This is a genomic window from Mycobacterium sp. 852002-51057_SCH5723018, assembly GCF_001667035.1.
In the GTDB taxonomy this organism is placed as follows: domain Bacteria; phylum Actinomycetota; class Actinomycetes; order Mycobacteriales; family Mycobacteriaceae; genus Mycobacterium.
Genome location: NZ_LZIR01000027.1, coordinates 14,604 through 38,379, shown reverse-complemented (window position 1 = coordinate 38,379; position 23,776 = coordinate 14,604). Strand labels below are relative to the sequence as shown.

Sequence of the window (23,776 nt, the reverse complement as noted above, 5' to 3'; positions counted from 1 at the left end):
GCTGAGCGCTGTGCGCGACGAATTGGTGTGGATCGACTGCGAGATGACTGGGCTGGATCTGGGCTCGGACAAGCTGATCGAGATCGCCGCCCTCGTCACCGACGCCGAGCTGAACATCCTCGGCGACGGGGTGGACGTGGTGATCCACGCCGACGATGCCACGCTGTCGTCGATGATCGAGGTGGTCGCCGCAATGCACTCGCGCTCGGGGCTGATCGAGGAGGTCAAGGCGTCCACCGTCGACCTGGCCACCGCCGAGGCGATGGTGATGGACTACGTCACCACCCACGTCAAGCAGCCCAAGACCGCGCCGCTGGCGGGCAACTCGATCGCCACCGACCGCTCGTTCATCGCCCGCGACATGCCCGAGCTGGACTCCTACCTGCACTACCGGATGATCGACGTCAGCTCGATCAAGGAGCTGTGCCGGCGCTGGTACCCCCGCATCTACTACGGTCAGCCGGTCAAGGGGCTCACGCACCGGGCGCTGGCCGACATCCATGAATCCATCCGCGAGTTGCAGTACTACCGGCGCACCGTGTTCGTGCTCCCGCCAGGGCCGTCTACCAGTGAAATCGAGGCCGTGGTGGCCAATCTCCCAGGCGGAAAGACGGCCGCGGAAACAATCGATTCGGACCCCGAGCCACCGACCCGCTAGTATCGACGTCGCCGCTCGTTGGCCCCTTTCCAGGCCGGTTGGCGGCGATGGTGGCTGTAGTTCAGCTGGTAGAGCACCAGGTTGTGATCCTGGATGTCGCGGGTTCGAGTCCCGTCAGCCACCCCGACAGGTCGGGGGCGTTAGCGCCCTCCGACCTTTTGCTTTGCCGGTTCGTGCTTACCCCTTTGACGTGCCCAACCGTCAGCCAGGGGCGAGGGGCCGTTTCAGGGTGCAGACGATGCTCCACTCGTAATAGTGGTCGCCGACCTTGTCGTAGTCGCTGAAGCGGTGCGCAACCTGAACCCGTTGCACCGAGGAGCCCACGATCTCCCAGCCCTGTTCGCCGTAGGCCTTCGATTGACGACGCGCCTCGTCGACCACTGCCTGCAGAGACTCGTTGGTGTAATAGACGAAGGTGGTTTCCCAGCGCTGCGGGTACCAATTGCCGTCCGACGCCAGCCACCAACCGGGCCCGGGTGAGGGTGTGCTCATGACCCGGCACCTTACAACGCTGAGGCCGCAGACGAGTGAATGAAACGTGACTGAGGCGTCCGGGCGGCCGAAAGTGCAACCACCGACATCCCTTCGGCCGTCAGGTGTCGGCGTTGCCCGCCTTCCACACCGGCCACGGGATGTTCCAGTCGCCCAGCCCTTCGGTGCCCGACAGCGTCGGGCCGACGGTGTTGACCACCTCGACGATGTCGCCGCTCTTGCTGTGGTCGTAGAACCATTCGGCGTTGCTCGGACTCACGTTCAGGCACCCGTGACTGGTGTTGGAGTGCCCCTGGGCACCCACCGACCACGGCGCGGAGTGCACAAAGACGCCGCTGTAGGACATCTGGGTGGCCCACTCGACTTCGGTGCGATACCCGTTGGGCGAGTTGACCGGAACGCCGTAGGTCGACGAATCCATGATGATGTGCTTGAACCGGCCACCGATGATGTAGAAGCCGTTGGCCGTCGGGGTGCTGTCCTTGCCCATCGACGTCGGCATCGTCTTGACCACTTCGCCGTTGACCCGCACGGTCACCATCTTGGTCTTGTCGTCGGCCGTCGAAATGACCTCGTCGCCAATGGTGAAGTGGGTCTTGACGTTGTCCTCGCCGAAGATGCCGTCACCCAGGTCGACACCATAGGTGTTGACCGCAACATCGATGGTCGTTCCGGGCTTCCAGAAATGTTCTGGGCGCCAACGCAGTTCGCGGTTGGTCAGCCAGTAGAACGCGCCTTCGACGGGCGGGTTGGTGGTGATGGTGATCGCCTTTTGGGCCGCGGCGCGGTTGGCGATGGTCTCGTCGAAGCGGATGGCCACCGGCTCACCGATGCCGACCACCTCGCCGTCGCCCGGATAGACGTAGGGCATCGTCAGGTGGGCCGGTGAACTGGTCTGGAACGTCATCTGCCGGGTCGCCGCGCCACCAAGCCCCAGCGCCTTCACGTTCAGCGTGTAGCGCCGGTTGTAACCGAGCTGCTCGGTGGTCGACCAGCGCAGCCCGTCCGGGCTGAGCTGACCGCTGATCGCGCGGCCATTCTCGTTGACCATGGTGACCGAGCCCAGCACTCCGTCGGCGACGCTCACGGTCACCGGCGCATCCACCGTGACGCCGACGCCACCGTCGGTCACCGAGGCGGTGAGCTTGGGGACGAGCAGGTCGGCGAACGGCGTGCCCTTGTCGAAGATGACCTTCGCCGGCGCGGCGGTGTGGCTGCCGCTGCAGGCAACGCAGAGCACAGCAAACACGGCCATTGCTGCCGCCAGCAATGATCGACGTCTGCGCAAAGGCGTCATCGAGCGACCTTCCAATTCGGACGGGTTATTTCAGTCACCGCTGACCAGAAACAGTGCATGCATTGTAAATGCTTGCCGGCCGCTTGGGATGCGAGATGAGCTGGTCAGCGGTTCGGTGTCGCGGGCCTCACGAATTGGCGTATCACGCCGCCCTTACGCCGATTCGCGGACGAGGCCCTGGCGCTGGGAACCGGCCTGATTGCGGGTCGCAGCGGCCTCGACGCGCGCGAGTTTGACGATAGCTACCATCATCGCCAGCGCCGCCACCGCCAACGCGACCGTCCCGGCGCGATCGGTGCGCAGCGTTTCGTCGAGGACGACGACGCCCAGCACCGCCGCCACGACCGGCTGCGCCACGCCCAGGGTCGGCATCGAGGCGGTCAACGGCCCGGCCCGAAAGGCCGACTGGCTCAACATGACACCTCCCAGCGCGACCAGCACGCAGGCATATAGCTCAGGAGCCCGGGCTACCGCCCATCCGCCATCGCCGAGCCGCGCGACGACCTCCTTGGTCAGCACCGCAAAGACGCCCCACAGCGAGCCCGACACGAAGGCAAACAGCGCAGCGGCCAGGGCACCACCCCGAATTCGGCCAATCACGACGCACGCGACCAACAGCGGACCCAGCACGAAAGCCACCGGGGCCCACGTTGCCAGGGATGCGCTGGAACGTCCGGCCTGCGGATGGCCGACGGTGACGATCACGATCACCGCGGCCGTAAGCACGCCGGCCCAGATCCACTCGCCGCCGGTCACCCTCCGGTGCGACAACCTGGCATTGATCGGCAGGGCGAACAGCAGCGAAAGCGCCAGCAGCGCCTGCACCAGCAGCACCGAACCCTGGCCCAGCGCGGCCGCCTGCAACGCGATGCTTCCCGCGAGCAGCAGCGTGCCCCACCACCACCTTCGATTGCGCAGCAGGTGGCCGAACAATTGAATGTGGCCGACCGACTCGTCGGTGATCCGGTATGCGGCTCGTTGCTGCAGCACGTCGCCGATCGCGATGCACAGCGCAGAACACAGCGCGAGCAGCGCCGCGATATCCGTCTTTGTCATCGGCGGATTCTCCGTCGGATCCCTTGCCTCACGTAGCTTCTCCGCCCACTAGCCACGGTCCGTCACGGCCGTGGTGGGCCGCCTCCGTATGAAGGGCCGCCGTGGGTCGGACGCGTCAGCGACCCAGCGGCGCCTGCCCACCGCGACGGCCGCGGATTCCCCCGTCACCCGTCGTGAACGCAAGCTGACCAACGCCTGAGGCGCCCACCACGTCCACCGCCCAAGCAGATGGATAAAGGCCGGCACCAAGACCATTCGCACCAGGGTGGCGTCCGCCAGCACCGCAAGCGTCAGGCCGACGCCGAGCATTCGCATGAACGACACCTGGGCGGGGATCAACGCGGCGAACGAAATAGACATCACCAGCGCGGCACTGGTGACCACCCGACCGATTCCGGCGAGGCCCAATGCAGTGCTCTCGTCAGTCACGGCACGCGCCTCGGCCGCGCTCGGCCGAGTGTCCCCGTCGGCTTGAGAGGCCAGCCAATATTCGTGGATCCGCGAGACCAGAAACACCTCGTAATCCATCGCCAGTCCGACTGCGATGCAGAACAACAGCACGGGGATGTTGGCGTTCGTCGTCCCGTTCGGGGTGGTGCCGAGCGCGCCGAGATGGCCGTCCTGAAAGATCCACACCATCGCGCCGAACGCCGCGGTTAGCGACAACACGTTGCACGCCAACGCCTGCAGCGGCAGCACCGCGCTGCCGGTGAGCAAAAACAGCAACACGAAGGTGACGGCGGCGATCAGTCCCAGCACGGCCGGCATCCGTTTGGTGATGGCGTCGACGCTGTCACGGTTGATCTGCGCCAGCCCGGTCATCTCCACCGGCTTGCCCGCCGGTCCGGCGACACGATGCAGCCGGTCGAGCTGGGTGTCCGAGGCCTGCGAATACAGCGGCGCGGTGGTGGCCACCGTGAGGAATGCGCCGCCATTGGCGATCCCGGTGGGCTCGGCGGGCGGCCCGGTCCGCTTCCCGGCCACGAACGTCCCCGTCGGTGCCGTGACCGCCGACACGTCGGGTACCCGGGATAGTTCGGCGGCGTAGCGGTCGATGTCGGCGGGGGTAACGCCGCGCGCGTCGGGGACAACCACGGATACCGCGGTCCCCAACCCGTCGGGGAAGTCGTTGTCCAACATGTCGGCGACCTGGCGCGCCGACGCTGTTCGGGGCAGCACCCGCTCGTCGGGGAAGCCCCACTTCACCCCGAGAAAGGGAACGCCCAGCAGCAACAGCAGCGCGACGACGCCCACGCCGACGGGCACGGCGTGGCGCAACACGAACTTGGTGGATCGGTACCAGAACAGCTCGTCGACCGGCGTGTGCGCATGGTCGTGCCACGACTTCGCCCGAGGCAGTATCCGACGCACCAACTGGTGCGCGTCCAGTGCGTCCAGCCACGGGCCCAGCAGCACGATCGCCGCCGGGGTCACCACGACGGCGGCGACGGCAACGATGACCGCCGTGGCCACGATGGTGTAAGCGGACGATTTGAGGAAGTACATCGGAAACACCGCCATCACCGCCATCGACAACCCGACGGTGGTGGCCGAAAACAGCACCGTACGACCGGCCGTGGCCATGGTGCGGTACAGCGCCCTATCCCGGTCTTCGGCACGGGCAAGTTCCTCGCGATAGCGCGTGATGATCAGCAGGTTGTAGTCGATCGCCAGGGCCAGACCCATCGCGATGCTCAGGTCCAGCGCGTAGGTCGACACGTCGGTCGCGAAGCTGATCAGCCGCAACACCGACATGGTGCCGACAATGGCAAGTGCGCCCAGCACCACGGGCAGCGCCGCCGCCAATACTCCGCCCAGCACCCACACCAGCACCGCGAAGCTCAGCGGAATCGCGATGGACTCCATCAGGAGCAGGTCGCGCTCGTTCTGCTGGTTGATCTGGGCGTACGCCACGGCCATGCCACCGGCGCGCACGGTCACCCCGTCGCGGTCGTGCACGAGCTCGTCGGAAAGGGCGCGGGCGTAGTCCTGCGCGTTGTTCTCCCCGCCTTTGAGGTCGGCCACGATCATCCCGGACTTGTTGTCCTTGCTGACCAGCTGGGCGGCTGCCTGCGGTGACGAGGTCCACGCGGAGGACACATCGATGACCCGCGGCGATCGTTTCAGGTGGTTGACGATGTCGGTGCCGACCCGGCGGGCCTGATCGCTGCGCGCGCCGGCGGGGGTGCTGACCACGATCAGCATCTTTTGATCGGTTTGGCCGAACTTGTCCCGGAGCAGCTCGGTCGCCCGCGCGGATTCGGAGGTCGGGTCTTGAAAGCCGCCGGCCGACAGGTTGTTGACCACCGGGACGCCAAAGATCGCGGCCGCCACCAGGATCAGCGCCGCGGCTGCGATGATGCGCCGCGGCGCAGCGATGGCGAGTCGGGTGATTCCGTGCAGCATGCGGCTCCTTTCCGGCCGAGCCCCTCCGGCGTATCTCTATACCCAAACGCAGCCCGGCTGACCCCCATGCCTGCCGCCTTGCGACTCCGAGTGTGGGGAGCGTCACTAAACACCACGTTTTAGCGCCCGGACACTCGGGTACCGCACCGAGCGGCACCCCACAACACAAGCTTCGGCGGATCGGTTTGAAAAGAGCACCGATTCGGCTGCGGCGGTAGGGAATTGAAGCACCGATGAACGCAACGGACGACGCCATCAGGATAAAACATCCCACCGACGATGACTGGCAAGCCGTCTACGAGAACCAGGCCCGCGCGTACGGGATTTCGGTGGATCCGCGCGACGTCGAGGCTTGGACGCGGCGGGTCAACCTGCAAGACATCCTCGTCGCCGAGGACATGTCCGACCCGGAGCAGCCATTCGTCGTCGGGACCTCGCTGTACTACAGGCTGCGGCTCACCGTGCCCGGCGGCGCCAGCCTCGAAGCCGCCTGGCTGTCCATGATCGCGGTCGCGGCGACGCACCAAGGGCAAGGAATTTGGCAACGGCTCAGCCTTCAGGGTTTCGGAATACTCCAGGACCGCGGTTATCCCATCCTTTGTGGTGTTCCGACCCAGCCGGCGGTTTACGAGATCTTGGGCGCCGGCGTGGCCAGCTATGCGCGGACTTACGATATCGAGCCGCGCTTTACGGAATTGCGAGCCAAACCTAGCCAAATTCGCGCTCGCGAGGTCGACGCCGCCCAGGCGGCGCGCCTTTTGCCGCCGCTTTATGACCGATGGCGCGCGATCACTCCGGGGGCGCTGAGCCGGGACGACGCGTGGTGGGACGACGTCCTGGAAGACCGGATTACGCAGCGCGAAAATGGCTCGGCCCTCAATTTCATCGTTCATCCCGACGGCTTCCTCACCTACCGGGTGATCGGAGCGTCGCCGCACGCGTTTCGCCGGCCGTTTGGCACCGTGGTTGTCCAGGACTTTTGCCCGGTGACCAACGACGCGCACACCGAGCTGCTCGCGGTGCTGGTGGGCTCGAAGACGTTCGACAACATTGTGATCGAGGTACCGGTCGATGATCCGCTCCCGCTCAAACTCAAGGACCAGCTGGCCGCGAAAACGACGGGCATGAGCGATTTCCTCTGGATGCGAATCATGGATGTGCCCGAAGCGCTCGGTGCGCGCGCCTACTCGGCCGACGCCGACGTCGCACTGGAAGTCGCTGATCCCCTTAGCGTCGCGGGGGGACGTTTCCTGCTCCAGACCCGCGACGGTGTCGGCAAGTGCACCCCGCATGACGGACCCGCGGACGTCCAAATCGGTCTCGGGGACCTGGCAACGATCTACATGGGTGCGCACCGACCGTCGGAACTTCACCGAGCGAACCGGATCACCGAGCTGCGCCCGGGTGCGATACGCGAGTTGGATGCCGCGCTCGGCACCGAACGGGCCCCCTACTGCGGCACGCTCTTCTGACGCGCCATCTGCCACAAGCCTTTCCGGGCCGACCGCACACCGCAACGCTCGCGTCACCCTCGTGGGCGCCAACCCTGGCGGCTCAGCGGTTATCCTGGAGGACATCCGGGATTTCGCTCCGCGACAGGACGCCTGTTATTGTCGCCTACGCGGTCTCGGCCGCGGCGCGCCGTTAGCTCAGTTGGTAGAGCAGCTGACTCTTAATCAGCGGGTCCGGGGTTCGAAACCCTGACGGCGCACTTCAGAGGCTATTTTCGAGGGTCTACCGGCTCCGGGAGCCCCTATGCGCCGCTATGCCGCCCACCTGTGCCGGCTGTGCCACATGGGATGTGTGGCACAACTGGCACCGCTAGCGATGCGCATCGCTTCGAGGCATACACGACCACCGCGATCATGGCATTGCCTCGGCCCACGCGATATGTCCTTCGAAGCCAAGCGTTCTCGCCATGTCGCGGTAGTGATCCCGATAGTCGCGATAGGCGGTGTCGTCGCCATGGGCGCGTGCCAACAGTGCGCGCAGCCGCAGCAGCCATAATTCGCGGATAGCCAGACCATCATCGGATGGTGCGGCCGCTAACCGCTCGATCGCGGCATCGGCTTCGGCGATGTCTGCGTCGGCCCCGCGTTCAAGCAGTGTCTCGACTAGAACACGCGTAGCCGGGACTCCCCACCCGAGCATCTGTCCTTGTCGACATAGGTCTTCAACGGCGGAGCGCATGATCGGTATCGCGCCACCGCGATCTCCATTGCGAGCCTGCTCGCGTGCCAAATACACACGCATAATCGGTATTTCGCCGAGGGAGTGTTTCTGGCGCAGGAAGACGTCGCTTACCTCGGCCAGGAGCTCGCGTCCGCGGTCACGCTCCGCGACGGTTCGGAGGTGCACCAGGGCAACACCGAGTGTCATCCGTGCGAGAGCCAACGCGAGATCGTCACTGGATCTCTCGGTAATGCACAGCGCATCCTCCAACTCGCGCACCGCGGAATCGTCGGGTGTGAGTACGCCCATCGGTATCGCGGTGCCGTAGACGACGGTCACGACCATGGCATGTGACATGGGATCGGCGCTGCGGGACATGCCCAGTCCATGCCGCAGGTCTTCCCGCCACCCGGAAAGGCCCAGGAAGTAACGCGCCAGAGCCCGGTAGGCGAAGGCCAGCGCCAACGGTGACCCGATAATGAAGTTCCCTTTCGACGGGTCACCGTCGGCTAGGTCGATGATCCTCTGTGACCAGAGCAGCAAGTCACCAACTTCGCCACTTTCAGCCTTGGCGTAGGTGGACATAAAGGACAGTCCCACCGTGAGGGTCGGATCGCCGATTGACTCGGTGTGGGTCCACGCGTCCGATGCCAGCTGCGACGCCTCACCGATACGGCCCTCGTAGGCATGATCTATCACCAGCCCGGCCATGGCGATGGCCAGTGACGCCTTGTCCCCGGTGGCGGTGCACAACTGACGCAATTCCTCGAACCGGGTGCCAGCAACATTTACATGGACTCGCCAGGCGATCCCGCACAGCATGGTGCGAGGGGCGATGCGCATGGCTGCTCGGTCCGGGTCCTCCGCGGGTAGGGCGTCGGCAATCTTTTGGGCGCGCTCCCAACTCAGCCGCGCTGCGCGGATGTCGCGGTTGGTTGCCCACGCTGCGGCGCGCATATGCCAGCCGTACGCGGCGTGCAACTCACAAGCGGCCTCCAAATGCTCGGCAATCAAAGCGGCGTTCTGATCGACCGAGGTCGGGTCATGGGCTTCAATCGCTGCGGCCAGCCGCTTGTGCATTTGGGCACGATCGGACTTCAGCTGTGCTTCATAGGCCACGGTGCGGATGAGCGGGTGGTGAAACGCATACTCGGCGCGGGGAGTGAAGCACACTTGGTCGATGAGCTCCGCGCTGATCAGCCCCGCGACGGACGGATCGATGCCCAGGCTGACAAGCAAATCGCAGCTAAACCGAGCACCGATGACTGCCGCGCCCGCAAGACTTCGTTTGGCTTTCGGGTCAAGCCGGTCGATGCGCGCGGCGATGGTTGCCTGCAGTGTGGCCGGCACGCGGACTTCGCCCATATCGGCCGAGCTGGTGTAGTGGCCACGCTGACCGGCTAGTACCCCCCGTCCGGCGAGCTCTCGGATGATCTCCTGAGCGAAAAATGGATTGCCGGCCGCGCGCCCCGCGATGATGTTCTTGATCGGACGTACCGACGGATCGGTGCCCACCAATTCGGCGACCAGCCTTGATGTTTCCGACTCACTCAACGGTGCCAGGGCAAGAGACTGCGCGCCGGCAACATGCAGCAGGGGTCCGCGGTATTCGGGGCGGAAGGTGATCAGCACCATCGAGTGGGTCTGGGGGACAACGGCCACAAAGTCGGCGACCATGGACTCGCTCACCTCGTCGATCCAGTGCACGTCCTCAACGACAAAAACCGCCGGCCGGCTGCGGGCCAGCTGCGCGGTGTTGATCAAGGCGGTCAACCGCCGTCGTCGCGCGTCCGGGTCGATCTTGGGCAGCGGCACTTCGGGATCGGCGACACCCAACAGGTCATCGAGCAAGAGCATGTCTTCTGAATCGGCATTTGGAAACCGTTCGCGTAGGCTCGCCCGGGCGGTCTGCTCATCGAGGCCCCTGACCTGGGTGGTAGCGCGTAAAAGACGCGCCACCACCCGAAAAGGCACGTCGGTGGCGTGCGATTCGCAGAAGGTGGAGAACACCTCGACACCGCGACTTGTGGCGAGCTGGATGGCTTCATGCGCGAGTCGGGTCTTGCCGATGCCGGGAGGGCCGACAACGCCCATCACCGACCCGCGGCCGCCGATCGAGCGATCCAGCATTGCCGTTAACGTCGCCAATTCCCAGTCACGACCCACCAATGTCGACTGCAGTGGACCAGTGCGTTGCCGCTCCGCGGACATGCCTGTCAGACGCCTCGCCCGCACCGGACGATCGCCTCCCTTGATACGCGCCATCAGCGGCTCATCGAGCACCGCTGCGTCCTCGACCAATCGAGCGGTCGATTCGCTGAGCATGATCCCGTCAGGTGTGGCCACCGACTGCATCCGCTGGGCCATCCCCACCTGTTCGCCGACGGCGGTATAACCCATTGTGCCGGTGCCGATTTCACCGGCGATGACCTCACCGGAATTGAGACCCACGCGCAGCTGTAGGTCGATGCCGTCGCGCGCTTTGATTTCCCGGCCCAGTTCGGCCGCCTCCGATTGAATGTCCAAGGCGGTCAGGCAGGCGCGAAAAGCATGGTCTTCCAATGCGATTGGCGCGCCGAACAGCGCCATGATGCCATCGCCGGTGAACTTGTCCACCGTGCCGCCGTAGCGTGTCACAACCGCGGTGCAACGCTCGACCAGGCCGCCCATGATCTCGCGCAGCCGCTCCGCGCCCACCGCCGCGGCGATGTCCATCGAATGCACCACATCGGCGAACAGCACCGTCACCTGCTTGTACTCCGCACGCGTGTCGTGCTCTGTGACGGGTGCACCGCAGCCGTGACAGAATCGCGCGCCCTCGCGCGGCGCGCTGCCGCACGCGCGGCACGCGGTCGCTGCGGTCATCCGACCCTCCGCCGCTTCCGAGGCCCCGGTTCACCAGCATAGGCGCAAGATGTCCAAGAGGCGGTTTAATCAGGTCGCCGTCAGCGGCACGTCACGCGCGTTAACTATGCGTATCCCTGCCCTGTGCCACCTCGGCCAGGACGCGACCAAACCGCCGGTTCTTAATCAGCGGGTCCGGGAATTCGAAACCCTGACGGCACCGATGTTTCAGGTTGCGGAAGCCACGATGTGACGCGCGACCTCTACGGTGGCAGCGCCCGCGTCGCGTCAGCGGTTCCTGACCCGGTGCACCACCACCACGACGACCAGGACACCGACGCCGGCCAACGACACCGTCACGGCGGGCTTCTTGACGAAGTCGATCACCCGGGCCTTGAGGTCGTCGGCGAGGCGGCGCGGGTTGGCCCGCTCAGCGAGTGAGTCGACGGTTTCCGCCAGCTGGTCGCGGGCGACGTCGATGTCCCGCATGATGGCCTCGGGGTCCCGGTCCGCCACGTGTCTGTCCTCCCAGTCCAGCTGATGCACCTGAGGCACTACCCTAGATCAGCTGGCGACAACCCCAACGCTGCGGTGAACAGAAAGGACCCCCGTTGACCGAGACCACGCGGCTCGCGCCGGGCGACAAAGCGCCTTCCTTCAGCCTGACCGACGCCGACGGCAACAAGGTGTCGCTCGCCGACTACAAGGGACGCCGCGTCATCGTGTACTTCTACCCGGCGGCATCCACGCCCGGATGCACCAAGCAGGCCTGCGACTTTCGCGACAACCTGCACGACCTCAGCGATGCCGGCCTCGACGTCATCGGGATCTCCCCCGACAAGCCGGAGAAGCTGGCGAAGTTCCGCGACGCCGAAGGGCTGACGTTCCCGCTGCTGTCCGATCCCGACCGCAAGGTGCTGACGGCGTGGGGCGCATACGGCGAGAAGCAGATGTACGGCAAGACCGTGCAGGGCGTCATTCGTTCCACCTTTGTGGTCGACGAGAAGGGCAAGATCGCCGTCGCGCAGTACAACGTCAAGGCCACCGGTCACGTCGCCAAGCTGCGCCGCGACCTATCGGTCTAGGCGCTGATCAGGCGAACACAAGAATCCCGCAAGCAATCTGCGGCACAATAACGGCGCGCTCCCGATGAAGAGCGGAAGGAGCCGGCCGTGGACACCCTTGTCACTCAGCACCGGGTCTTTCAGCGATGAAGCCCGAGGACCCCGAGGAGTACATCCGCCACCTGGAACACGGGGGCAGCCAGCCGGGGGCGCAGCCCGGTCCACAGTTCGGCGCCGCGGGTGGCGCGCCGCTACCAGGGGGGACCTTACGGCGGCTTGCCAGTCTCGCGCAGCTTGCGAAATCGACGCCCGTGCGGCTGCTCTTGGGGTGTGGGGTCGCGGCCGTGATCGCGATCGGGGTGATCGTGGCGAATCACGCCGGGACCACCGTGCACGGAAACCTGATCATGATCAACAGCGGCGCGAAAGACACGATCGACTGCAACAACGGAGACCTGAAGCTGGACGGGGACAACAACACGTACACCGTCACGGGCCACTGTCGCCGGCTGGAAATCTCCGGCAGCGCAAACAAAGTCAGCGTCGACAGCGCGGACACCATCGGTGTCATCGGCGATGACAACGTCGTCACCTACCACTCCGGCGCACCGACAATCAACAAGACTGGAAACAACGACGTCGTCTCTCAGCGCCCGAACGGCCGTTGAAGCCTTTCCCGCAGCAAGCTAACCCAAGTTAGCCAGCAGCAGCGCTTCGGCGATCGCGGCGCGCTCCAGGACACCCAGGTGCAGGCTCTCGTTGATGCTGTGCGCCTGGGTCGAGGGGTCTTCGACGCCGGTCACCAGGATCTTCGCCTCGGGGAACGCGGCGGCGAACTCGGCGATGAACGGGATCGACCCGCCCATGCCCATGTCGATCGGCTCGACGCCCCACGCCCGACGAAACGCCGCCCGCGCCGCGTCATAGACGGGGCCGCTGGCCTCGATGGCATAGGGCTGACCCAGCTCACCGGGCGTGACGGTGACCCGCGCGCCCCACGGGGCGTGCCGCTGCAGGTGTTCGGTCAGCGCGTCGAGGTGGGCCGCGGCGTCCCCGCCAGGGGCGACCCGCATGCTGATCTTGGCGCGGGCCCGCGGGATCAGCGTGTTGGACGAGGCCGCGATCGATGTGGTGTCGATGCCGATCACGGTGATCGCCGGTTTGGCCCACAGCCGCTGTGGCACCGAGCCGGAGCCGATCTCGGCGACCCCGTCCAGCAGGCCGGCGTCGGCGCGGACTCGCTCGGCCGGGAAATCCGGGTAATTCAAGGCGGCGACATCGGTTTCGTGCAGGCCGGCCACCGCGACGTTGCCGTCGTCATCGTGCAGGCTGGCCAGCAGCCGCACCAGCACGGTCAACGCGTCGGGCACCACGCCGCCCCATAGCCCCGAATGCAGCCCATGGTCAAGGGTGGCGACCTCGACCACGCAGTCGGCCAGGCCGCGCAGCGACACCGTGAGCGCCGGGGTGTCGGTGCTCCAGTTGTCCGAGTCGGCGATGACGATCACGTCGGCGGCCAGCGCGTCGCGGTGCGCGGCGAGCAGCCGGCCCAGCGACGGCGAGCCAGACTCCTCCTCGCCCTCGACGAAGACCGTCACGCCCACCGGCGGTTGGCCGCCGTGCGCCCGAAAAGCCGCCAAATGCGTTGCGATGCCGGCCTTGTCGTCGGCGCTGCCGCGGCCGTAGAGCCGCCCGTCGCGTTCGGTGGGCTCGAAAGGCGGTGACGTCCACTGGCCGCGGTCGCCCTCGGGCTGCACGTCGTGGTGGGCGTACAGCAGCACGGTGGGCGCCCCCGGGGGCGCCGGGTGGTGCGCGATGACCGCGGGCGCGCCGCCCTCGCTGACGATGCGCACGTCGCGAAAACCGGCCTCCGACAACAACTCCGATACCCTCTGCGCGCTGCGCTGCACCTGGTCCCGCCGGCCCGGGTCGGCCCACACCGAGTCGATCCGCACCAGCTCCTCGAGGTGGCCGCGCACCGACGGCAGCACCTCGCGGACGCGTTCGACCAGGTCGCTCACGGCCTCCCTTTCTCCCGCGAGCGTGCGCAGAGTGTCACCGCTCGCCGGCGTGTCGCGGACAAACACGCACGCTCGCGGAGGGGGTCACGGCGTTTCCAAGATGGCGACCGCGGCGGCGGTGTCGCCTTCGTGCGTGAGCGACACATGGATCGTCACGTCGGCCAGATGCTTGGCGATGTCGCCGGTCAGCCGCACCCGCGGTCGGCCCCACATGTCGGTGACCACCTCGATGTCGCGGTGGATGTCCTCGCGCAGGATGGGTCGCTGAGCGAACCGCGACCCGGACCACGCCTTGATCACCGCCTCTTTCGCGGCCCACCGGGCGGCCAGGTGACGCGCCGCCGACGAACTCTTGTCGGAAGCGTCGCGGCGCTCGCCCGGCGTGAAGGTCTCGGAAAACGCCGTCCCCGGCTGGTCGACCTGCTCGGCGAAATCAGGAATGGAGACAAGGTCGATCCCCACTCCGACAATGCCCATGGCTGGCCAGGTTATCGGATGGTCGGACTCATACGACAAAAGCCTCGTCTTCGCCGAGCCGGGCGGCGGGATTCAGCAGCATGGTCGCCTCCTGCCGCTTCTCCGGCGCGTGGTGGTCGAAGCGACGGTCCGGTGGCCGCTGATACATCGGCGCACCGCCGGCGATCGCCGACGCCAGCCGGCGCTGCCCGGCCAACAGCCGCGCCTCCGCGCGCCGCTGGTAGTCCGCGCGCTGCTCCGGATCCAGCGTGGCGATGAAGGCCTGGGGGTGCACCAGCGCAACGAGCCCGGACACATGGCCGAACCCGAGGCTGGTCAGCATCCCCGCCTTGAGCGGGAACTTGTCGCCGAGCCGCAGCGTGTCCCGCACCCAGACGAAGTGCGCGGACCCGGCCAACTCGTCGTCGACGCAGTCCAGGCTGCGGTTGGGCGGAATGACCCCGTCGCGCAGCATCTGGCACAGGCCCATCATCTGGAAGACCGCCGCGCCACCCTTGGCGTGACCGGTGAGGCTCTTCTGCGACACCACGAACAGCGGGGCGCCCTCGGAGCGGCCCAGCGAGTCCGCCAGCCGCTCGTGCAGCTCGGTCTCGTTGGGGTCGTTGGCCAACGTCGAGGTGTCGTGCTTGGAGATCACCGCGACGTCGTCGGCGCCCACACCCAGCTTGGCCAGCGCGCGCGCCAGCGGCGAGTCCTTGCCGCCGCGGCCGGCCCCCAGCGCGCCCAACCCCGGGGCCGGGATCGAGGTGTGCACCCCGTCGCCGAACGACTGCGCGAAGGCGACCACGGCGAGCACCGGCAGACCCATCCGGAGCGCGAGGTCACCGCGGGCCAGCACGATGGTGCCGCCGCCCTGGGCCTCGACGAAGCCCAGCCGGCGCCGGTCGTTGGGCCGGGAGAACTTCGAGTCGTGAATGCCCCTTCCGCGCATCATGCCGGTGTCGGCGGTGGCCGCCATGTCACCGAAGCCGATGATGCCTTCCAGCGTGAGGTCGTCGATGCCACCGGCGACCACCATCTCGGCCTTGCCCAGCCGGATCTTATCGACGCCCTCCTCCACCGAGACGGCGGCCGTCGCGCAGGCGGCGACCGGGTGGACCATCGCGCCGTAGCTGCCGATGTAGGACTGAACCACATGCGCGGCAACGATGTTCGGAAGCACTTCCTGGAAGATGTCGTTCGGCTTGTTACGGCCCAACAGGTTTCCGTGGTACATCGTCTGCATCGAGGTACCGCCACCCATGCCCGTGCCCATGGTGTTGGCCACCATGCTCGGGTGCACGTAGCGCATCACCTCGGCCGGGCTGAAACCGGCGCTCAGGAACGCGTCGACGGTCGCCACGATGTTCCAGACCGCCAGGCGGTCAATGGAACTGGCCATGTCGGGGGTGATGCCCCACACCATCGGGTCGAACCCGGTCGGGACCTGGCCACCGACGACGCGGGACAGCTTGTTCTTCCGTGGAACGCGGATCTCGGTGCCGGCCTTGCGGATCACCTGCCAATCGCTCGAGTCGGGCACCGGCCGGATCACCGTGTGCTCGGGGTCGAATTCTGCGAAGGCGCGGGCGTCGGTCTCCGAGGACACCACGAACGCGAAGTCCTTCTCCAGGAACACCGACACCAGTAACGGTGACGCATGATCGGGATCGATCGAGCCGTCGTCGACGAACTCGCGGATGCCGCAGCGCTCCACCACGGTGTCGTGGTAGCGCTCGACCAGCTCGGCCTCGTCGACCAGTTCACCGGATTGCGTGTCATACCAACCCGGTTGCGGGTCGTCCTCCCAGCGAATCAACCCGGTGGTCCAGGCCAGCTCCAGGACGCCGGCCGCCGACAGCTCGTTGTCGACCTCTATTTCGAAGCGGGTGCGCGACGAGCCGTACGGGCCGAGTTCGGCGCCACCGACGATCACCACCAGGTCGGCCGGGTCGACGTCGAGGTCGGCCCACCGCGGTGGCGGCGCCGGGTGGTATCCGCGCGGCGGGGACGGCAGCGCGGCGATGGTGCCCTCGGCCGCGGTGTCGTCATCGGTCGTACCGTCGTCCGACGTGGCCTGCTCGCGCGCCTTGGCGGCCAATTCGGCCATGTCGAGTTTGGCATCGGCGAGCCCGCCGGTCAGGTCGGCCTTGATCGGGGCGCCGGCCGCGGCCACCTTGGACTCCACGTCGCACAGGTTCAGCAGCATCGCGGCCATCTCGTCGGTCGAGTAGGTGGTGACACCCGCCTCCTCGACGGCGCTGACGATGGCATCGTTGTGGCCCATCAGGCCGGTCCCGCGGGTCCAGCCGATCAGCGCGTGCGCCAGGCTGACTCGGGCCGCCCACGACGATTCGGCGTGCCAGCGGCTCACCAACGCGTCCAACGCGGACTTGGCCTCCCCGTAGGCGCCGTCGCCGCCGAACATGCCGCGGTTGGGCGAGCCCGGCAGGACCACGTGCAGCCGCGACGCGATGTCGCGCTCGGCGCCGATCTTCGACAGGCCGCCGATCAGCCGCTGCACGGCCCACAGCAGGACCTTCATCTCCATCTCCGAGCGCGAACCGGCCTCGGACAGGTCTCCCGCGACGCGCGGCGCCGCGAACGGGAACAGCAACGTCGGGGTCTGCGCGTCCTTGATGTGAATCGACTGCGGCCCAAGGCTTTCGGATTGCTCCGTGCCGACCCACTCGACCAGCGCGTCGATGTCGGAGTAGGAAGCCATGTTGGCCGCGACCACCCACAGCGCGGCGCCGTACCGGGCATGATCGCGGTACAGCCGGCGGTAGAACGCCAGCCGCTCATCGTCGAGCTTGGACGTCGTCGCGATGACGGTGGCGCCGCCGTCGAGCAGTCGAGCGACCACGGACGCCGCGATCGAACCCTTGGAAGCGCCCGTCACCACGGCGACTTCGCTGCGGTAGGGGCCCGGGTCCGGATTCTCGGCACCGGCGGCGATGCGGCCGTACAGCGACGCGTGGATCTGCCGGCCTGCGGCCAGCGACTTGCCCTGCCACCAGGTGGCCTGGGTGGCGACGACGTGGCCGGCACCCTCGAACCGCTCGGACAGTCGCACCCAGTCGGCGTCGATGTCGCCCTCGTCGGTCAGCCACAGCTTGACCAGGTCCTCGCGGGCGCTGGCCCACCGGTCGTCGAACAGAATGGCCTTCTTGGCATCGAACGCCGGTGCCACCAAACGTGGCCAGTCCGCGCCCAATTCGGCGCTGACCAGGTCGATGAGCTCGGCGTCGGTGGCCGCCGGCGACACGCTGACCGGGTCGTCGAGGCCAAGCTGGCCGAGCACCAGACGGGCCGCCGAGGCCAGCACGCCGTCGCGACCGGTGATCTGGTCGGTGAATTCGGAGAGCGCGGACGCGTCGATGGTCGCGCCGCCGCCACCGCCCGCCGACGGCAGGGCCACCGCAATGCCGCGGCGCGCGGCGACCGACGTGACCGCGGCGTCGACGACCTTGTCGACCGACGCGGCATCGGCCAGCGCCCCCTCGTGCAGGTGTCCCATGGCACCGCCGCGAACGCTGGTGCCCTCGCGGGTGCCCAGCGCGACCTCGACGGTGACGTGCTTGACCCAGCCGTCGCCGAGCTCCCAGGTCTTCTTGACCCGGTCGGCGATGGCGGCCGGCCGCTTGCCGGAGGGCCCCAGGACCGTGCGCAGCTGGTCGTTGATCGCGTCGGAAAGCACTGGGCCATAAGGCTTGTAGGTGCGGGCCAGTTTGGTGACCTGGGAGCGCAGCCCGGCCAGGTCGGCCTCGGCGGCGCCGTCGATGGCGCCCAGGTTCAGCTCCGAGCCGAGGTCCACCAGCAGCTGGTTGCGCCGCGAGGACGCGCCGTCGGTGATCGACTCGATGGAGTCCAGCTCCTCGATCTGGTCGATGCGCATCTTGGCCGACAGCGCGATCAGCGCCAGGGTGGCGTCGGCGGCGTCGAACACGATGTCATCTGGCCTCGGAGCACCTGACGGAGCCGCGGCGACGGCAGGGACGACATTGGACACGGGCGCACCGTCCGACGCGACCGCATCGGAATCCGCCACCGGGTCTTCTGCCTCGTCCTCGGGCTCGGGATCGGTGTCGGTGGCGAACAGCACGGCGGCATCGCGCTCGGCGTTGAGCACTTCCACTGTGCTGTGGGCATATTCGGGCAGCTTCAGGGTGTTGGTGGCCAGCCCGGCGACGGTCGGCGACGACTTCACACCGATCTCGACGAACCGCTCCACACCCAGGCCGCCCGCGGCCTCCTCGATGAACAGCAGGTCCTGAGTCTCGATCCAGCGGACCGGGCTGGCGAACTGCCACGCCAGCAGTTCGATCAACACCTTGCGGGCCATCTCACCCGGCCGGTCCCGGCGCCAGGTGTCGTAGTCGGCGAGGATCTCGTCGAGCGGCTCGGCGGGAACCAGATCCCGGATCTCCTGGATGAAGTCGCGATCCAGCGTGAACGGACGCGGCACCAGGTTGGGAATGTAGCGCCCGACAATGATTTCGGGATTCTTCTCGCGCGGCATGACCCGCTCCAGCGAGCGGCGGAATTCGGCCACCCCGACCCGCAGCACCCGCGAGTGGAACGGCACGTCGATCCCGGGCACCAGGATGAACGAGCGTCGGCCGCCGGTGATTTCGCGGCGACGTTCCACCTCGGCCTCCAGCGCGTCCAGGCCGCGGACCGTGCCGGCGATCGCGTACTGCGACCCGCGCAGGTTGAAGTTGACGATCTCCAGGAATTCCCCGGTGCGCTCGGCGATCTCGGCGACGAACGCCGGGACCTCCTCGTCGGGCAGATCGATCTGCGACGGGCGGATGGCAGCCAGCCGGTAGTTGGAACGACCCAGCTCGTCACGCGGCACGATGTCGTGCATCTTCGACCCGCGGTGAAACACCATCTCCAGCAGGGCTTCCAGCTCGTAGATGCCGGTCACGCAGGCCAGCGCGGTGTACTCGCCGACCGAGTGGCCGCATGCGATGGCGCCTTCGACGAAGGCGCCCTGCTCGCGCATTTCGGCGACCTGGGCGGCGGCCACGGTGGCCATCGCGACCTGGGTGAACTGCGTCAGGTAGAGCACGCCGTCCGGGTGGTGGTAGTGCACGCCGCTGGCGATGATGCTGGTCGGGTTGTCGCGCACCACGTGCAGCACCGAGAAGCCCAGCGTGTCGCGGGTGAACTTGTCGGCGCTGTCCCACACCTTGCGGGCCGCCTTGGACCGGGCTCGCACCTCCATGCCCATGCCCTTGTACTGGATGCCCTGGCCGGGGAACGCGTAGACCGTCTTGGGGGCGGCCAGCCGGGCGGTCGCCGACATCACCAGCTCCGATCCGACGCGCGCGGCGACCTCCAAAACCTCTGCGCCCTGGTCGATTCCGACGCGGTCCACGCGGAAGTCGACCTCGTCGCCGGGACGCACCATGCCCAGGAATCGCGCCGTCCAGCCGACCAACCGAGCCGGCGGCCGGGCCTGACCGTCGGTGGCGGTCACCGCGTGCTGCGCGGCGGCCGACAGCCACATGCCGTGCACGATCGGCGATTCCAGGCCCGCCAGCAGCGCGGCCGCGCGGTCGGTGTGGATGGGGTTGTGGTCTCCGGACACCATCGCGAACGGGCGCATGTCGACCGGCGCGTCCAGCGTGACATCGCGGCGGCGGCGCCGCGGGGTGTCGGTCGCGTTCTCCGATACCGCGCCCCCGGCCCGGACCGGATCGGTGAGCTCGGCCGCACCGGTGCGGCCAAGGATCGCGAAACGCTCGTCAAGGGTGGCGACGACTTCAGCCACGGATCCCTCGCCCGAGCTGATCGTCACCGAGACACGGACGACCCGGCCCATGTCCGTGTCGATGGCCCGCGAAGCCGTTGCGGCGATGGTCAATTGGGCCGGCTTGTTCGGAAGCTTGCCGACCACGTGGGCGGCGTGGTCCAGATGCACCAGGCTGAGCAGGCCCTCGACCACCGGCACGCCGGTGTCGGTGACCGCGGCACCGATCGCCGCGAAAACGGCCGGCCAGCACGGGCCGACGAGCGCGTCGGGCACGGTGGTCAGGCTGGGCGCCAGCGCCTGCCCGAAGGTGGCGGTGACCCCGGTGTGGTCGGCGATCCGCTCGGGGTCCCAGCCCACCGTCACGGTGGCCGTCCCGTCGGTGACCGCAGGCAGGAAGTCCGGCCCGTCGACACCGGCGGCGATCGCCAGGACCGCGCGCATGGCGGTGGTGGCGTCTTCCGTCGAGACGACCGGGGTGCCGCCGTCGATCGTGTTGGGGGGCAGGCCGAACGGAATGTCGACCCAGGCGCCGGACACCGGCACGCTCAGCACGACGCTGTCGCCGTTGACCTCGAGCCGCGCGCCGGTGGAAGAGTGTGTGGCGCGCCGGCTTTCGGGCCCATCATGAACCAGCCAGTCGCTGGGGTCGGCGATGCGGTGAACGGGGTTGGTCGCGGTGCGGCCGGCCCACTGCACGTCGGCGGCGTCGAGCACCACGGCCAGCGGCCCGGTCACGTCCGGGCGGCCACGGCGGCGCGACGTAACCGCTCGGGGCTCCGCCCCGGCGGCCAGCGCCTCGTCGATGGCGGCCTGCTCGAAGCGGTCCAGCAGCTCGCCCACGGGTTCGTCCATCCGGGTGATGCCGGCCACGGCCGCGGTGCCCGGGATGATGCACACCTGGTCGGCGTCGTAGCGGGCGTCGTGGGCCTGCCACAGCGAGTCGCTGCGCCACCAGCGGCGGACGTCCTTGTCGATGACCGGCACGAAGTTGACCGGCTTGCCCAGCGTCTTGCACAGCGTGACGAAGAACGGCACGTCGGCCGGGTGCAGCAGCACGGATTCGGCGTCGGGGTAGTGCGCGAGCAGGGTGGCGACGGCCTGGCCGGGCGTCTCCAGCAGCGCCGGATCGTTGAACAGGGTCTCGATCGGTCCGAAATCCTTTGCGTGCAAGCGCGCTTCGGCGCGCTGCAGCATCTGCTGGAATCGGTCGCGCCAGGTGTCGGCCAGCCAGGGGCTGCCGGGTGACGCGGTGTCGGCGGTCGAGTTGCCCTCGCCGATGGTCAGCTCGACGTAGCGCCGCAGCCATTGCAGGTAGGTCATCTCCGCGACATCGCCGAAGTACGGCTTGGCGGTGTTGGCCATCGCCGCGATGATCTCGTCGCGGCGCTCGGCGACCGCCTCGGCGTCACCGGCGACCTCGTCGAGCAGCCGGCCGCACCGGGAGGCGCTGTTGTCGATCTCGTGGATGTCGGCGCCGAGCTGGCTGCGGCTGGAAGCCATGCCGCCCTGGGCTTTTCCGGCACTGATCCACCGGTCGGTGCCTTGGGTTTCGACCAGCATCCGCTTGACCGACGGCGACGTGGTGGACTCCACGGTCGCCATTGCCGCCGTGCCGACCAGGATGCCGTCGATTGGCATCAACGGGAACCCGTAGGACTGCGCCCAGCGGCCGGACAAGTATTCGGCCGCCCGCTCGGGGGTGCCGATGCCACCGCCGACGCAGACGGTGATGTTGGGCCGGGACCGCAATTCGGAGTAGGTCGCCAGCAGCAGGTCGTCGAGGTCTTCCCACGAGTGGTGGCCGCCGGCACGCCCGCCCTCGATGTGCGCGATCACCGGCTTGGTGGGCACCTCGGTCGCGATGCGAATGACCGAGCGGATCTGCTCGACCGTGCCGGGCTTGAACACCACGTGGCTGATGCCGACGTCGTTGAGCTCGCCGATCAGCTCGACGGCTTCCTCCAGATCCGGGATGCCGGCGCTGATCACCAGGCCGTCGATCGCCGCACCGGACTGCCGGGCCTTCTGCACCAGCCGCTTGCCGCCGACCTGCAGCTTCCACAGGTACGGGTCGAGGAACAGCGCGTTGAACTGGTAGGTGCGTCCGGGCTCGAGCAGGCCGGCCAGCTCCTCGATGCGGTTGGCGAAGATCTCCTCGGTGACCTGGCCGCCGCCGGCCAGCTCGGCCCAGTGCCCGGAATTCGCCGCGGCGGCCACGATCTTGGCGTCGACGGTGGTCGGGGTCATGCCCGCGAGCAGGATCGGTGACCGTCCGGTCAGCCGGGTGAACTTCGTCGAAAGCTTGACCCTGCCGTCGGGCAGGCGGACCACGGTCGGGGCGTACGTCGACCAGGCCCGGGCCGCCTCGGGGGTGGCCCCGACGGTGAAGAGGTTGCGCTGACCGCCGCGCGTCGCCGCCGGCACGATGCCGACACCGAGGCCGCGGATCACCGGCGCGGTCAGCCGGGTGAGGATGTCGCCGGGGCCCAGATCGAGGATCCAGCGCGCGCCGGCTTGGTGAACGCGCGTGATCTCGTCGACCCAGTCGACGCCGTTGACCAGGATCGCCTCGGTCAATTTCCGGGCCAGCGCGACGTCCACGCCGACCTTCTCGGCCCAGCCACCGACGATGTCGATGCCGTCCGCCAGCCGCGGCGTGTGGAAACCGACCTCCACCCGCACCGGGTCGAAGACAGGGGCAAACACGTCGCCGCCGCGGATCTTGTTCTTACGCTCGGCCTCTTCCTTCTCCGAGAACTGCTGGCAATACAGCTCGAACCGAGACAGCTGCTCGGGCGTGCCGGTGATGACGACCGAGCGCCGGCCGTTGCGGATGGACAGCACCGGCGGCAACACGGTGCGGACGTCCTGGGCGAACTCCTCGAGCAACTGGCGGATGCGCTCGGGGTCGGCATTGGTCACCGACACCATCGGCGGGCGGTCGCCCAGCACGGAAATCCCCCGTCGGCGCGCGACCAGCGTCCCGGCCGCACCGATCAGCTGAGCCAGCGCCAGCAGCTCCGCGTCGCGGGCTCCCCCGGCCTTGAACGCCTCGACGGCGAGCACGCCCTGTGAGTGCCCGGCGACGGCCACCGGCGGCGTGGCGGCCCAATCCATGCCCTGCCGGGCAAGGGCGCGCCCGGCCGCCATCTGAGTGAGCAGCACGCCGGGTATCGACACCGCGGCCGACGTCAGATGCTTGTCCGACGGGATCGGATCCTCGGCCGCCAGCGCCCGCACCCAGCCCAGCGGCTGGAAACCGATCGGACGCACCACGACCAGTTCTTTTGCTACCGGCTCGAGCAGCAGCTCCACCTCGCCGACCAGCGTGGCCAACTCGGATTCGATCCCGGCCGACGACACCAGCTCCTCGAGGGTCTCCAGCCAGGCACTGCCCTGGCCGCCGAACGCGATTGCGTACGGCTCGCCGGCCCCCAGGCGGTCGACCAGAGCATGGGTGTGGTGCGGGCCAGCCCCGTCGCGGTCAGCGGACACCCGGTCGTGCTCGTGAATCGTCACCTTCTGTATCTCCCTGTATGCGTCTTT

General features: G+C 67.7%; 12 protein-coding genes, 2 tRNA genes and 1 pseudogene. 6 read left to right on the top strand and 9 right to left on the bottom strand.

The window, feature by feature from the left end:
* The first annotated feature begins 10 nt into the window (after positions 1–10).
* Positions 11–658, top strand: a complete 648-nt coding sequence (gene orn, locus A5764_RS07335) for an oligoribonuclease (RefSeq protein WP_067110849.1) — start codon at positions 11–13, stop codon at positions 656–658.
* Between the two features lie 50 nt (positions 659–708).
* Positions 709–781, top strand: a tRNA-His gene (locus A5764_RS07330).
* A gap of 78 nt (positions 782–859) precedes the next feature.
* Here A5764_RS07330 and A5764_RS07325 read toward each other — a convergent pair.
* From A5764_RS07325 to A5764_RS07310, 4 genes are all read right to left on the bottom strand, one after another.
* The gene (locus A5764_RS07325) at positions 860–1,150 is read right to left on the bottom strand and encodes a hypothetical protein (RefSeq protein WP_067110846.1); all 291 of its coding nucleotides are present in this window, start codon (positions 1,148–1,150) and stop codon (positions 860–862) included.
* 100 nt (positions 1,151–1,250) lie between these two features.
* Entirely contained in the window at positions 1,251–2,447 is a 1,197-nt protein-coding gene (locus A5764_RS07320) for an Ig-like domain-containing protein (RefSeq protein WP_082951559.1), read from the bottom strand.
* 153 nt (positions 2,448–2,600) lie between these two features.
* Complete coding sequence (locus tag A5764_RS07315) at positions 2,601–3,503, bottom strand: DMT family transporter (protein WP_067110838.1); 903 nt, start codon at positions 3,501–3,503, stop codon at positions 2,601–2,603.
* Positions 3,504–3,551: 48 nt separating this feature from the next.
* Positions 3,552–5,909, bottom strand: coding sequence for an MMPL family transporter (locus A5764_RS07310; RefSeq protein WP_067110834.1), 2,358 nt, complete (start codon positions 5,907–5,909; stop codon positions 3,552–3,554).
* A 233-nt stretch (positions 5,910–6,142) separates the two neighbouring features.
* On the opposite strand from A5764_RS07310, the gene A5764_RS07305 reads away from it, so the two are divergent.
* Both A5764_RS07305 and A5764_RS07300 read left to right on the top strand, forming a co-directional pair.
* On the top strand, positions 6,143–7,381 hold the full coding sequence (locus A5764_RS07305) for a GNAT family N-acetyltransferase (protein WP_067110831.1): 1,239 nt from the start codon (positions 6,143–6,145) through the stop codon (positions 7,379–7,381).
* Between the two features lie 166 nt (positions 7,382–7,547).
* Positions 7,548–7,620 (top strand) — tRNA-Lys (locus tag A5764_RS07300).
* Positions 7,621–7,772: 152 nt separating this feature from the next.
* Here the strand turns inward: A5764_RS07300 and A5764_RS07295 are convergent.
* Positions 7,773–10,946 (bottom strand): adenylate/guanylate cyclase domain-containing protein, encoded by a 3,174-nt coding sequence (locus tag A5764_RS07295; RefSeq protein WP_067110827.1) that lies wholly within the window; start codon positions 10,944–10,946, stop codon positions 7,773–7,775.
* A 267-nt stretch (positions 10,947–11,213) separates the two neighbouring features.
* Positions 11,214–11,441, bottom strand: coding sequence for a DUF3618 domain-containing protein (locus A5764_RS07290; RefSeq protein WP_067110969.1), 228 nt, complete (start codon positions 11,439–11,441; stop codon positions 11,214–11,216).
* Positions 11,442–11,536: 95 nt separating this feature from the next.
* On the opposite strand from A5764_RS07290, the gene bcp reads away from it, so the two are divergent.
* Both bcp and A5764_RS07280 read left to right on the top strand, forming a co-directional pair.
* Positions 11,537–12,010 (top strand): thioredoxin-dependent thiol peroxidase, encoded by a 474-nt coding sequence (bcp, locus tag A5764_RS07285; protein WP_067110824.1) that lies wholly within the window; start codon positions 11,537–11,539, stop codon positions 12,008–12,010.
* Between the two features lie 125 nt (positions 12,011–12,135).
* Positions 12,136–12,657: a DUF3060 domain-containing protein gene (locus A5764_RS07280; RefSeq protein ID WP_082951558.1), complete on the top strand. Its 522-nt coding sequence runs from the start codon at positions 12,136–12,138 to the stop codon at positions 12,655–12,657.
* A gap of 18 nt (positions 12,658–12,675) precedes the next feature.
* Here the strand turns inward: A5764_RS07280 and A5764_RS07275 are convergent.
* From A5764_RS07275 to A5764_RS07265, 3 genes and pseudogenes are all read right to left on the bottom strand, one after another.
* A pseudogene (locus A5764_RS07275) lies at positions 12,676–14,072 on the bottom strand (dipeptidase).
* Between the two features lie 22 nt (positions 14,073–14,094).
* Complete coding sequence (locus tag A5764_RS07270) at positions 14,095–14,487, bottom strand: holo-ACP synthase (protein WP_067110814.1); 393 nt, start codon at positions 14,485–14,487, stop codon at positions 14,095–14,097.
* 28 nt (positions 14,488–14,515) lie between these two features.
* Complete coding sequence (locus A5764_RS07265; protein WP_067110808.1) at positions 14,516–23,749, bottom strand: type I polyketide synthase; 9,234 nt, start codon at positions 23,747–23,749, stop codon at positions 14,516–14,518.
* Between the last annotated feature and the right edge of the window lie 27 nt (positions 23,750–23,776).